This window comes from uncultured Mobiluncus sp., assembly GCF_963511525.1.
Classification (GTDB): domain Bacteria; phylum Actinomycetota; class Actinomycetes; order Actinomycetales; family Actinomycetaceae; genus Mobiluncus.
Map to the genome: position 1 here is coordinate 58,671 of NZ_CAUPIY010000009.1, position 13,323 is coordinate 71,993.

9 protein-coding genes and 1 pseudogene are annotated in these 13,323 nt (G+C 59.3%); 4 read left to right on the forward strand and 6 right to left on the reverse strand.

Annotated elements, in window-relative coordinates:
* Window positions 1-41: 41 nt before the first annotated feature.
* On the reverse strand, window positions 42-4,697 hold the full coding sequence (locus RQ935_RS07465) for a lectin like domain-containing protein (RefSeq protein WP_311497834.1): 4,656 nt from the start codon (window positions 4,695-4,697) through the stop codon (window positions 42-44).
* A 43-nt stretch (window positions 4,698-4,740) separates the two neighbouring features.
* Between RQ935_RS07465 and RQ935_RS07470 the strand changes: the two genes are divergently transcribed.
* Entirely contained in the window at window positions 4,741-4,938 is a 198-nt protein-coding gene (locus tag RQ935_RS07470; protein ID WP_311497835.1) for a hypothetical protein, read from the forward strand.
* Between the two features lie 263 nt (window positions 4,939-5,201).
* Here the strand turns inward: RQ935_RS07470 and hemQ are convergent, their stop codons facing one another.
* The 3 genes and pseudogenes from hemQ to RQ935_RS07480 all read right to left on the reverse strand — a co-directional run bounded on the left by hemQ (window position 5,202) and on the right by RQ935_RS07480 (window position 8,665).
* The gene (gene hemQ, locus RQ935_RS09815) at window positions 5,202-6,044 is read right to left on the reverse strand and encodes a hydrogen peroxide-dependent heme synthase (protein ID WP_399532247.1); all 843 of its coding nucleotides are present in this window, start codon (window positions 6,042-6,044) and stop codon (window positions 5,202-5,204) included.
* 33 nt (window positions 6,045-6,077) lie between these two features.
* Window positions 6,078-7,373 (reverse strand): annotated as a pseudogene (locus RQ935_RS09820) (ferrochelatase); the annotation flags it as partial.
* Window positions 7,374-7,378: 5 nt separating this feature from the next.
* Complete coding sequence (locus RQ935_RS07480) at window positions 7,379-8,665, reverse strand: glutamyl-tRNA reductase (protein ID WP_311497837.1); 1,287 nt, start codon at window positions 8,663-8,665, stop codon at window positions 7,379-7,381.
* Between the two features lie 122 nt (window positions 8,666-8,787).
* Here RQ935_RS07480 and RQ935_RS07485 point away from each other — a divergent pair, with 122 nt between their 5' ends.
* Window positions 8,788-9,891, forward strand: a complete 1,104-nt coding sequence (locus RQ935_RS07485; protein WP_399532249.1) for a uroporphyrinogen decarboxylase — start codon at window positions 8,788-8,790, stop codon at window positions 9,889-9,891.
* Window positions 9,892-9,912: 21 nt separating this feature from the next.
* Complete coding sequence (locus RQ935_RS07490) at window positions 9,913-11,454, forward strand: FAD-dependent oxidoreductase (RefSeq protein ID WP_311497839.1); 1,542 nt, start codon at window positions 9,913-9,915, stop codon at window positions 11,452-11,454.
* A 38-nt stretch (window positions 11,455-11,492) separates the two neighbouring features.
* Here the strand turns inward: RQ935_RS07490 and RQ935_RS07495 are convergent, their stop codons facing one another.
* Both RQ935_RS07495 and RQ935_RS07500 read right to left on the reverse strand, forming a co-directional pair.
* Entirely contained in the window at window positions 11,493-11,831 is a 339-nt protein-coding gene (locus tag RQ935_RS07495) for a type II toxin-antitoxin system VapC family toxin (protein WP_311497840.1), read from the reverse strand.
* 29 nt (window positions 11,832-11,860) lie between these two features.
* Entirely contained in the window at window positions 11,861-12,106 is a 246-nt protein-coding gene (locus tag RQ935_RS07500) for a type II toxin-antitoxin system VapB family antitoxin (protein ID WP_297346317.1), read from the reverse strand.
* 91 nt (window positions 12,107-12,197) lie between these two features.
* Between RQ935_RS07500 and hemC the strand changes: the two genes are divergently transcribed.
* Window positions 12,198-13,319 carry a hydroxymethylbilane synthase gene (gene hemC, locus RQ935_RS07505; protein ID WP_311497841.1) on the forward strand — a complete coding sequence of 374 codons (1,122 nt, stop codon included), beginning with the start codon at window positions 12,198-12,200 and terminating at the stop codon, window positions 13,317-13,319.
* Window positions 13,320-13,323: the final 4 nt, after the last annotated feature.

The window sequence follows — 13,323 nt, forward strand, 5'->3', positions numbered from 1 at the left end:
GGTTAGCGCCGGGGGCTTTCGCTATTTGAGAATCTCAGAGGTTACTTGGACAAAGTCCCTTTCACACTCTTGACAATCTTTAACACCTGAGAGTTGGAGTCAAAGTAGGCCACGTTAGACAGGTTGCCGTCCTTGTCGAGGAAGAACAACACCGGCACGTAGTTGGGTCCCACCACGTTGAACAGCGGGTAGCCGTTGAGGTGGAAATCGCTCTCCATGTCGGACAGACCCAAGCGGCTCAGGGTGTAGCGCACCGTGGAAGAATTCCCGGACAACATCACTTCGGCAAAGTTGAACCCTGACTTATTGATGTCGTGCAGCTGACGCCAGCTGGCTTGGCAGGCCGAGCAATCGGGACGTCCCAAAGCCACCACGGTCGGACGCTTGCCGTCAGCCAGGTCGCTAACCTTGAGCGATTTGCCGTCCAGAGACTGAATCGTGTAATCGTTCAGATTCTTGGCGTAGGCGCGGCGCATCTTGTAAGCCAAGTCGCTGCCCGACAGGTGCGAGAACTCGCCGTTAGCGTCGCGCTGAGCATAGCTAAGCGTGGTGAGCTCACCGGTGTCGCCGCCGTTATCGCCCGGGTCATCAGGATCCACAGTCGGATCCGGAGTCGGCTTGTTTGGATCCGGAGTCGGCTTGGTGTAGTCGGGGTCAACCGGGTCGGTCTTGTCACTAAACGTACGCTCCACGAACGCCGGCAGGGACGCCGCGGTTTGGGAACCGCCAATGTTGACCAAGCGGCCGTTAGCGTCCAACAGCAGTGTGTTCGGCGTGGTCAGGAAGTCCGCCCGGGCGGCCCAGATGGTGTCCACCGCGTCATAGTAGATATGCGGACGCATGGCTTCGAGATTGTTTTCAGTGATGACCTTGTCAACCATGTTCACAGTCTCTTGCATATTTTCCGCCACGGAAGTCACAACTTCGATGAAGTTGTACTTGGCATGGTCGAGCTTGACCATTTCCTTCCAGGTGTTTACACAAGCCCCGCAGCCCGGGTAGCCGAACATCAGCACGGTGGTCTTGTTCGGGTCCACCAGGGACTCCAGGGACTTCACCTGGCCGGAGGCGTCCTTGACCTGGTACTGCAAGAAGTTCTTGCCATAGTGATGGGTCAAGGATTCGTAAGCCACATCGGTGTGCTTCAGACCCTTGAAATCTCCACGCTTTTCACGCTGGTCAAAGGTCAGCCAGGCCAACCCGGAATTGGGCTGAACCTTACCGTCTTTGGTGACCCGGAACATGGCCAGACCATTGCCGTCAACAAAGTTGGCTTTCGTGGCCTTTACCGTCACTCTATACAGTCCCTTTGAGGCATTGAACGGCAACTTCACGTCCATGGTAGCTTCACCGCGGTTACTCACCGTCAAATCCTGGGAGGCAATAGCCTGACCCGCAGGATCTGTGACGATGACTTTGGCATTAGCCTTGCGGATATAGTTGCCGTCCAAGTCATTGACCAAGACGTTGACCTTGGCGGTGTCCCCAGCCCGGTAAGCCGGAGCATCGGTGGAGGCCACGATATCGAGAGACTTCACGTATTCGGGGAACACGGCATCGCGACCCTCGTTGAGCCACTTGGTCATACCGCCATTTACCCAGTAAATGTACTTGAAGCCCTTTTCCTTCATCAGTTTGGCGGTGGCCCCGCTGCGAACCTGAGTACGGCACAGCAGCAGGTAGGTCTTGTCCTTATCGAGGGTATCCAACCATTCCGACAGGCCATCGGCGTAGTAGTCGCGGTTCACGGCACCGTCGATGTGCGCTTCGAGGTATTCAGCCTTGGTGCGCATATCCAGCAACGCGAAGTCATCCTTGCCCAGACGCTCTCCAATCATAGTCGCGGCTTCATCGGTCTCAATCATCTTGTAGATCTTTTGTTTTCCATCGTTGGGATCGACCGGATCCGGCTGAGGATATTCGGAACCAAAGACAACTGAATAGTGACCCACGCCCCGGTAGTATCCGTTTGCGGCGATGGTGACTTCGACGTTGTAACGTCCTTCGCTCATATCCGAATTCGGCTGGATAGAAACCCAGGTCTGACCGTAATAGTTCGTGCTCTTCACCAGGTTAGCCTTGAAATCATTAGGACCGGTGACATTGATGTAGGCCGTCGCGTAAGGCAGAGCGTAGCCCCAGGCGTTGCGGGCCGTAATCGAAACCTGAGCCCGCTGACCGAAGTCGTACTGGGTCGAAGACGACTGGAAGTACACCATCGGGGTATAGGGGTTGATCTGGTTGACGATATCGAAAGACATCGTCGCCACGCCCCGGTTGAAACCGGGTTGTTTCGTGGTGAAACGAGCCAGGTAGGTACCCGGTGCGGCGTTACGAGCCGTGGTGTAGCTGTAGGTCGTCGCCCCCTGGTAGTTCGTCTTACCCTGGTCAGAGTGAATGACCTGACCTGAGGCATCAACGATGTCCACCTTTACCTCAGCGCCCGCCGCGTAACGGCGCGGCTGCCAGGTGCTGACATAGAAGTTGATGGTCCCTCCACGAGCTACCACAGAACGGTCTGCGGAAACTTTCGCTTTCAAGCTGGGGGCGGTGGGATCAACATCACCATCGTCAGGTTTCGGCTTGTTTTCATAAACGGTGTAGGTAAATGACTGGCGAGCCGACTCGTAGCCGTCTTTCGCGACAGCCACGGTGAGGGTGTATTTACCGGCCACCGTGTTGAGCGAGGCGGGCACTTTGAGGGTGGCCTTCCCGCTGCGATCGGTGGTGCCGCTCAAGCTCCGCGAAGTGCCCTGTGGATTGGTTACCGTCGCGTTCACGTTGGTGTTTTCCACCGGAATGTTCGCTTGATCCTTAACCGCCAGGTTAACGTTCAAACCGTTGTTCTTAGCGACTTGGGTAGCGCTCAACGTGGCGACCAGTTTCAGGGTACGAACCGTAGGCGCCGGTTCTGTGACGGTGACCTTCATCGAAGCGGAAATCCCTGAACCATCAGTCGCTTGTGCGGTGATGGTGGCACTGCCCTCAGCCACGGCGCTAACCTTACCGGAATCGTCAACCGTAGCAACCGAACTATTGCTAGAAGACCACTTCAACGTCTTGTTGGTGGCGTTTTCAGGAGTGACGGTGGCTTGTACCGTGTCGCTGGACCCGACCTGCAGTGACAGCTGAGAGGGGTTGAGCATAATGCCGTCGACACGGGTTTCATCTCCCGGCTTTGGTGCGGTACCGGCCGGAACGGTGATAGCTTTCAAGCTCACATTCGAATTGGCGCGGAACCGGGTCAAATCGCCCCAGGAGCTACCGTCGTAGGAAATGTAGGACTGGCCGGAGCGAGCCGTGGCGCGTGAGGAATAGCCCCACTGCGGCTGCTCAATCGGGATGGGGTAGTTGTATCCAGGAGTGGTCAGCTTCACGATAATGGCGAAGTTGCTGCCCTTCGCAACGGTTTGCGGGTCGAGGTCGACCGTGTGGTAGCCCGCAAAGGTAAAGTTACCCGAAGCTACCTGGTGAGTGGTATCAAAACCTTTCGACGGCGTAAAGTTCGGGTCCACGTAGACTTCGTAGCTGGCGCCGTTGGAAGGCACGAAGAAACCGGCTTCCTTGACGTCCACGTTTTCCTTGGTGGAACCAAAGACGTTGGCGAACCAACCGGTCGAGCCCTGCCCGATGGTGCCGGTCATGCCCAGCGGATCGTAGTACCAGATGGTGCCGTTATCGGTCTTGGGCTTCAGGACGAAGGCAGCGTTATTGGTTTTGCCCATCACACCGTCGTAGTAGGAAACGTAGAAGTAACCGTGGTCGTTGCCCCAGTTCGCTCCCCAAGAGTTCTTAACAATCCAGGCGCCGTTCCCCGGCGGACGGTAATAGAAGTTTGAGGCGGAATAGTTATCGTCCCAGCCCATGATGGTTACAGCGTGGTTGGGTGTACCGTAGCCGCGGTCGTAATGACCCATGGTGCGGAAGTTCAGATAGTTCGTGCCGCCGTAGACCGTGGTGTACAGCGCTCCATAGTCCATAATGGCGCGCTTCATGGTTTCGGTGTCTGCTCCCGAACGCATCGTCGGCAGGTAAAGCACCTCGTCGATGTCGAATAGCCGGCTCAGGTTGTCCGGAGAACGGAAGTAGTAAGGATTGTAGGGATCTTCCCGCTCGGCAACAGGCCCGCTCCAGCGCGCCAAGTAAGCCGCCGCGACCTGTTCGGTGCCGCCGTCGTTGGGGCCCCAGTCAAAGCCGTGGGTGTTGCGCATATTGGCTTCCGAGTAGTCCGGGTTCGAGTCGAGCCCTTTAGACAGTGCAATTGATTCTTCGGAGCCATTCGCGGCGAAAGACCAGCAAGAGCCGTTAGGTCCCTGGTCGCGCACGGGGGTAGAGCGGTTCAGTTCGCGCAGGTCATAACGGGACGGCAGCTCTGCCGGGGCACTAGCACGCATCGGTGCGCGCGCCCCGCCCAACAAGTTGTAGTTGGTGTTGATTTTAACGGGGTCTTGACGCTGACCATTTTCACGGCTGCCGGAAGCCTTAGGGAATCTGGAGTAGCTGCGGGTGCGGCTCCGGTCATGGGAAAAGCTGGGGTTCAGCGGAGCTTCGTTTACAGTCAGGTCCGCGTTAAGACTGGGATTCAGTGCAGTGTTTGAATCAGTTGCTGCCACGGAGGGCACTGAGGCACTGAAAGACAATCCCGTAATGGTTAGTAGGGAGACAAGTCCCACTTTTATCTTTGATAATTTCATCATGTGTTTCCTAGAGCTATAGGTTCTCGGAGCCAAGGTTGTTGGCATGACTCCCGGTTTCTATCAGGAACAAAAACCGCTAACTGATAATTTAGTGAATAAATGCTTAAAAAACAAAGAATCATTCAGGGTGGGATTTCCTGATTCAAAAAAAGCGATAAAAGCCCAGGTTGGAGCCGTGATTTTACAAATCCCTAAAATAGTGCCAATTTTGTTAGGTTTTGTGTTCAAATATGACACCTAATGAATACTAATTTGATTATGGATTTGTTCATGTTCACCATGTGACCGGAAAAGTACGGTGCCGCTGGCCTGATTCCCAGCAAACTCTCATACATTACTCAATGAAAAAATAGGTTACGTTTTACTTTTGTCCGCTACGTCTCAATTGTGTGGTCATTTGCACACCGAGACGACCCGAGGAACCCTGGCGCGCGACAAGACTAAACCCCTGCGGACTGTGCCAGGCAGCACCGCAGGGGTCGAATCTAAGGAAAGAAAATCGGGTTATTGTCCGCAACCGCAGGACGGTTCCTCGGACTGGCCGCAGCCACAGGAAGACTCGTCAGACTGGCCGCACTGGCTGCTCGCGTCGTCGCGCTTGGGCTGCAAATCCACCCACTCGCGAGGCTCTACGCGCACCCCGGTAAAGAACGGGGTGTCGACCCGTACGAACAGGCGAGCTTCAACCTCGCGCTGTTTGCGCAGCACACCCATGACCCGATCCAAACGGTCGGCCTCCAGGGTGATGGTCCATTCCCAATCCCCCAGAGCAAACGCCGCCAGGGTCGAAACCGCCACGTCATTGAAATCATGGCCGTTCATGCCGTGCTCCTTCAGGATGGCGTTGCGCCGCGCCTTGGGCAGGTAGTACCAATCCCAAGAGCGCACGAAGGGATAGACCGCGGCGTACTTGCGCGGGGCGAAACCACCCCAGCAGGCGGGCAGGTGCGATTCGTTGAACTCAGCGGGCAGGTGGCGGCTCATCGCCGACCATACCGGCTCAAACAACGCGGGCCGGCCGTGGCACGTCCCGATGGCGCCCACCTTGCGAAACGCCTCTTGCAAAGCCTCGGTATTATCAGCCAGCGCCCAAATCATCAGGTCAGCATCGGGGCGGAATCCCGACACGTCATACCAGCCGCGCACCACCACGCCCTGCACCGCTTCTTCCAAACGGTGGGTAATGCGTTCCAAGCGCTGCGGGTCGGTGGGCAGGGGCCGAGTCCGACGAAACACCATGTGCAGAGAATAGTTCTCTCTGGCGTTGACTTCGTGATAATCGACCGCGTAATCGCGCGGGTCGCCGGTGATTTCCGGAGCTGTTTGAACGGATTGGGGATGTCCCATGGTTTCTCCTTTGATTGGGGTTGGGTTAACAGTGTGATGAGGACGAGAATGGTGAGAGCGCGGATACTGGCAGCAGTTCGGTCCGCAGGTTTCCGCCAGCGGCGGGTAGGTGTCGGGCTCCACAGACTGTTCGGGGTGTTCCCCGCGTGCAAAGGCGGCCCGTTCGTAAACCAGGTCAGCCAGTTCATCCAGGAACTCAGGGTCAGATTCCGCAGTGGCAGCCCGACGGTAATCTAGGCCAAGTTCCTGGGCGGTAGCGGCGGCCTCGGTGTCGAGGTCATAGACAACTTCCATGTGATCCGAAATAAAACCAAAGGGAGCTACGATGACCCGGTGCACCCCGGCGGCCGCCAAATCGCGCAAATGGTCATTTATGTCGGGCTCCAACCATGCCTGGTGGGGGGAACCGGAACGGGAACAAAACGCCAGTGACCATGGCATTTCCAACCCTTGTGCAGACAGATGCCGGTTAATGGCTAAGGCTATCGCGAGGTGTTGAGCCAGGTAGGTCCAGCCCTGTCCCAGGGCGTCTTGCTCACGGGTCACCGCGGGTAAAGCGTTGAGAGCTTGGGGAGAAAAGTCGCTCAGGCGCAGGCGCAAGGGGACGCTGGGGCGGCTGATCGGAGTGTCAAAACGGTCATCGAAAAGCGCCGGTTTCTGCACCGTCGGGGAAGCCGCGGCTGTGCTGTGGGCAGAGCGGCACGGCCCGGAATGCCGCGCCATCTCCAGGGGAATTGAATGTGTTACGTAAACCAGGTGAACCGGTGAGGGTGACGCCGCGGGGGATTGGTCAGAAGTGGGAGTCACGTTTAGGTCCCGGGCGGCCGCCGCGATGGCACGGGCGTTAGCGTTAACAAAACCGGGGGTGTTCGCAAAAGGCCGCACCCGGTCCAGCGTGACTTCACCGGCCACCTCGGGGCGGGCAGCGCGCAGGTCAGCGAGCGCCTGGGCCAGGTTTTCCCGGTATTGCCGGCATCCCGAATAACACGTGTAGGCGGTGGTAAACAACGTCAAAATCCGCCGCGCTCCCCGGTCAACCAAGTCAACGAGGCTTTCGCTAAAATACGGGTGCCAGTTGCGGTTGCCTACCGCATAGAGGAGGTCATCGCCGAGGCGCTGGTGCAGGCCGGCCAGCAGTTCGGCGTTGCGGGCATTAATGGGGGAAATGCCGTCAAAAAGTCGATAGTGCCCGCCGACTTGTTCCAGGCGAGAATCGGGAATCCCTGCCCCGCCGGTAGCATTGCGCAAAAACGGCAGCACGTCCTCGGGACCGTTCGGACCACCGTAGCTGACCAGCAGCAACGCATCATAAGGAGCCAAACTATTCATGCAAATTACCTGACTTCAGCATTCAGCGCGGCTTCGAGTACCTCGGGGGTCAGTCCCCACACGGTCGCTAGGGCGTCAACCCACTCGCTGCCCAAGCCTGCCTCGGCCGCCATGTGGGCGGAAACAGTAGGAGTATGCGCCAGTTTAGCAATGACGTGGTGAATCGCGGCCTCGGCGGCCTCGCGAGAAATCATGTCGCCAGCGGGAAGTCTGTCAATCTCGGCCGCGGCCGCCTGCTGGAAAATGGCGCGTAGCTGGACAATAGCCGGATCCATGTGTCGTGCGGCCACCGCCGCGTCGTACTCGCCCAAACCTTGTTCAATAATTTCGTGCGCCTGACGCACTTGGGACACTGCCAAAGCCGGAACCCGGTGGCGAATATCCTCCAAATCCCACAACGCGACTCCCGGCAGATCCCGCACGCTTTCCTCCACGTCACGATGCAGTGCCAGGTCCAAAATGGTCAAGGAACTGTCGGGATCGGCCAGGCTGGCGTGCACCTGTTCGCGGCGCAGTACCGGGGCGCCGATTCCCCGCGCGGTGACGACCAAATCCGCCTGCTGTAGTGCCGAAACTAAATCAGCGGCGGGAACGACGCGGGTTCCGTGATTCTTGGCAAATGCCGTGACCCGCTCGGAAGTCGAAATATTGGCGATGTCGCGCACCCCGCGGGCGCGCAGCTGGGCGACCGTACTTCCGGCATAAGCGCCGGTGCCGACCAAAAGAACTTGTGCCTGCCTCCATTCGGGCAGCCGCCCGCTCGCCTCCGCCACGTCCAACGCCACGGAAACCACGGAACGCCCTAGTCCGGTCAGTTCAGTCTTGCTGGCGACCTTACGCGCGGTGGACAGCGCCCCCTCAAACATCCGCACCATCAACCCGTGCACCTCACCCATTTCTTGGGCTCGCGTAAAGGAACGGCGCACCTGACCCGCGACCTCGGCCTCGCCCACCACCATGGAATCCAATCCCGCGGCAACCCGATATAGGTGTTCAGCGACCGCGCGACCCTCAATAAAATTCCAGGCCAGTGTGTCGTTCGGGACATGAGGCGGGTGGGGAGCTTCGAGCTGTTGAGTTTCGGAGGGCAGTTCATGGGCGGGAACTAAGCGCACTCCCGGATCGGCCGAAGCATAGATTTCCACGCGGTTACAGGTCGAGACCAGCACCAGGGAATGCACTCCCGGCGTCTCGAGCCATTCCGATTCCTTTTCAGCAGCTTGAGCCGCCGCCTGTGCCACTTCAGCCAAGCTGTGGGTCAGGTGATTGACGGTGTAAAGTTGAAAAGGCATCAACCTTTTTATACCTTAAATATATTAACCCCCGCAAAACAGTTAGTAAGGCAACCCTAAGTTAGGAATATGTTTTGACTAGAGCCCCTCTGGGTCTTGGCCCACTATTCTCCGGTTCGCGGATGCGTGCCGCGCTGAGCGGAATTAGACCGGCTACCACACCCGTGTGGTTTATGCGCCAAGCCGGGCGTTCCCTGCCGGAATACCGTGCCTTGCGTGAGGGAAAATCCATGCTCGCGGCCTGCACCACCCCCGAGGTTGCCGCCGAAATTACCCTCCAACCGGTACGCCGCCACCACGTCGACGCGGCCGTGTTCTTTTCCGATATCGTGGTGCCGCTGTATTTGGCTGGCGCAAACATCGACATCGTGCCCGGCCGCGGACCGGTGCTGAAACAGCCTTTGACCAGCGCCGCCGAGGTAGAAAAACTGACCGAATTGGAAGTTGCGGACTGGTCGGTCATCGAGCAAGCCGCCGCTCACGTGCGCCGCGAACTGCCTTATGAAAAAGTCCTGCTGGGATTCGCCGGAGCACCCTTCACCCTGGCGTCTTACCTGCTGGAAGCCGGCGGGCCGCGGCGGCGCGAATGCCTGGAAACCCGCGCTTTTATCGAGGCAGAACCTGCCGCTTGGACCAAACTGGCGACCTGGTGCGCGAAACTGTCCGGCCAGTTCATGAAAGCCCAGATCAACGGTGGCGCCGAAGCGGTGCAACTGTTCGATTCCTGGGCGGGGTCTCTGACAGCCGAGGAATACCGCCGCTTCGCCCTGCCCTACTCGACACTAGCCTTTCAGGGCGCGCCGGGAGCCACCCACATTCACTTCGGGGTCGGCACCGCTCACCTCATCGAAGCGATGGGCGAAATCGCCGAGGTCGTTTCCGTCAACTCCGACTTGGGCTTAGATGAGGCCGCGCGGCGCCTGCCCGGGAAAGTCCTGCAGGGCAACCTCGACCCGGACCTGCTGGTTCCCGCGGAGCAACCGGCATCCCCCGAGGCGAAACTCACCGAAACGGGGGACATTATGGAGCGAGTCTGGCGCGAAGCCGAACAGGTCTTGCAGGCTGGACTGGCCGCTCCTGCCCACATTTTCAACCTGGGACACGGAGTGCGACCCGACACCGACCCCGGGGTGCTGACTGAACTGACTGCGCGGATTCACACTTGGCGAGCCCCGGCCACCACACCCACCGAAAACTGCAAGACACCCACCAAACCCACCAGATAACGCTTGTGAAGGGAAAACACCATGGCTGACGAAGGCTTTGACATGATTATCCTCGGCGGCGGGCTCGGCGCGCTGACCGCCGGATACGCGGCGACAAAACGCGGACTGCGCCCCCTCATCCTGGAGGAACGCGGACGCCCCGGCGGCCTGGTCTGTTCGGGAGTTTTCGGGGGAGCCACCGTGGATATCGGGGCGGAATCCTACGCCACCCGCACTCCCGAAGTCACCGATCTGTGCCGGGAACTGGGCTTGAACCCGGTCGCCCCCAACAGCGACTCCTGGGTGTGGGACCACGGCCGCAACGATGCCGTGCGCATTCCCTTTGGAACCTTGGGGATTCCCGCCGACCTTGATGACCCGGTGTTCGTGGAGGGGCTGACCCACATTGCCGGGCCACAAGCCCTGGAGCGCGCCCGACAGGATTTGACGCTGCCCGCGGAAGTCGGCGCGGACGCGAAAAGTTTTGGGGAACTGGTAGAAGCCCGGTTGGGTAAAGCCGTGTTGGACGCCTTCGTGACCCCGTTCGCGGGAGGCATTCACTCCACGCACCCCAACGGGCTGGATCCCGACCGGGTCGCACCGGGATTGCGCGCCGCCCTGGCACGTACCGGGTCGCTGACCAAGGCGGTGGCCGCCACCCGTAAACCCAACTCAATCGTGGTGATGATGCCCGAAGGCGGTATGTTCAAGCTGGTAGACGAGCTGGTGAAACGTATTACCGAGGCGGGGGGACGCATCGACAACCACGTGCGGGTCATGCATGTCGAAGCCGGTATCGGAGCGGAAAACCCGCGCTGGGTCGTGTGGTGCAAACACACAATTTCCAACACCAAGTACCAGGGAGGGCCGCCGGAAGAAACCGGCAACGCTTTCGGGCTGGCGACCGACCGGATTGTGGTGGCGCTGCCGGGCAACAGCGCGCTAAAGGTGCTGAACTCGGCCGCGGCCTCGATGCTGCGCCTGAAGTTCCACGCCGAACGCGATCACCAGGACGCCACCCTACGGTTTGACGCGGCTGCCCTGGAAGAAATCGGCGATTTGACCACCGGATTCCAGCTGCATAAAGGCACCCACGTGATGAACGTGACCCTGGCGGTCAATGCACCCCAGCTGGACAACCCGCCGCGCGGGTCGGGCATGTTGGTCGGGCCTCCGCCCTGCGGACCTGATGAGGACCCGAACGTTTTGCAGGCCAAAGCCATCACGAACTATTCCGCGAAATGGCCCGGCACGATGGCGGGAGCCGCTCCCCACACGCATATCCTGCGGATTTCTTACGGTCGGGAGGGCGACCCGGATGGTTTTGTCTACCAGATTACGGTGGAGCGGGCTTTGGCTGACGCATCGCGGATGCTGGGAGTGGAACTGACCATGGACCAGATCCTGGATTCGCGCCGCATCTTTTGGGGCGATGCCATGACCCACCCCAACGCCGAGGAACGCGCGGTGCTCAACCAGATTGCCGCCGCGGCCAAGCGCGTGGAGGGCCTGGATCTGGAAGGTGCGTTGTTTGCCGGGACCGGGATTACCGCCGTGGTCGCTCGCGGATTGCAGTTTCAATAGGCAGGTTCACAAGGGCGGGGCGGACCGTTGCCGGGCGCTCACGCCGCGATGACGTCGGTAGCGCTGAAGTCCGTGCCTTTGAACAATAGCGGTTCGTTCAGCGCGCGGGAGGCGGCGTAGGAAAAACAGTCCCCGAAGTTGAGTTTGGCGGGTGAGCCCGAGCCGCGGGCGAAGTTTTGGATGGCATAGCGAGCCCAATAGAGGTGGACTTGATCCACGGGGGTGATTTCAATTCCTAAGGCGTGGAGAACCTGTGGTGGATCACCGTACTTGCGCGCCACGAGTTCGAATTCAACTGCGGTTCCCGCACTGATTTTTGTGTCGTCGCTACGGAGGATTTTTTCGAGATATTCTCGGTAGCCGGGTTCCTTAGCCATAATGGCGATTAAAACTGAGGTGTCTACAATCACTTCGGTAGTCCGTCCTCATCGTAGAGGTCGTCATCAGTCAAGAAGGTAATCCCTTCCTCCTCCACTTGGGCTTGAATTTCCCTGATGGCCTGCAGTTTTTCCTCATAAGTCGGTCGGCGCGTGGTCTCGAGTTCCCGCTGGGCCAGTTCGCGCACCACGGCGGTCATGGTCATGCCTTTACGTTTCGCGAGTTCGCGGACGTTTTCATACACTTGGGGATCTTTGATAGTCAGCATCGGCATAGAAAAATTCTACCATGAATGCTAGAAAAATGGGAGGTGGGTTTGCCGCTCCGGTTACAACTTAACCCGGCTTTGTCCTAAGCTAGAGCTTATGCAAACGATTGGCAGCGCTGAGCGTCCGCTCGTGATTGGCACCCGGGCCTCTGCCCTAGCTTTGACCCAAACTCGCACGGTGGCATCCGACCTACAACAGCGTGGACTGCACGTGAACGTCCAGACCTTTACCACAGAGGGCGACATCAACCGGGCTTCCCTAGCTAGCCTCGGCGGAGTCGGCGTGTTCGCGGCGGCTCTGCGGGTGGCGCTGCTGGAGGGCCACTGCGACCTGGTGGTGCACTCTTTGAAAGACCTGCCCACCGTGCCGGTAGACGGTCTGGTGGTGGCGGCCACCCCGACTCGTGAAGACCCGGGTGATGTGCTGGTGGCGCGCGACAGCCTCAGTTTGGCGGATTTGCCCGCCGGTTCGCGTCTGGGAACCGGCTCACCGCGCCGGGCCCGTCAGATTGCGGTAGCGCGCCCGGATATTACGTTGGTAGACATTCGCGGCAACGTCCCTACGCGGGTCGGACGGGTGAAAGGTTTGGCTGCCGTGGCGGAGCGGGCCGGCCTGCAACCGGGCAAGGCCGCGGAAGATTTGGACGGGGTGGTGCTGGCACGAGCCGGGTTGCGCCGCTTGGGAATGGACGAGGCGATCACGGATTCCCTGGAAGGCACGGTGATTCCGGCCGGTGGACAGGGCGCGCTAGCCCTGGAAACTCGTCCCGAACTGTTGGACGCCGCAGAGGGGCGAAACTTCGCCCAAATCCTCAAGTTTGTGGACGACGAACCCACCCGTTTAGAGGTCAGTGCGGAACGCGCCCTGCTGCGCTACCTGGAGGCGGGCTGCGCCGCGCCCTTGGGCGTGCGCGGAGTGGTGACCTGGGACAAACGTGTCGAAGCCCCCTCGGGACGCCTGGAACTGACTGCCCGAGTGATCGGAAATCAGGGCGAAGTCCTGGAAGTCAACGGGGAAACCACCGTGTTGCTGGGGGTCGAAGCCGCGCAGCGTGATTTCGCGCTGGCCGCTGCCCAACAGTTGGGGGTGGATTTGGCTGGGGAACTGCTGGCGGCCGGGGCCGCAGAAATTGCCGACCTCAAGGCCGCTAAACCCGAGCCAACCCAGGGTGGCGCAAATCAGACTGTAGACAATGAAAAGGAATTGTGGGGGGAATAACATT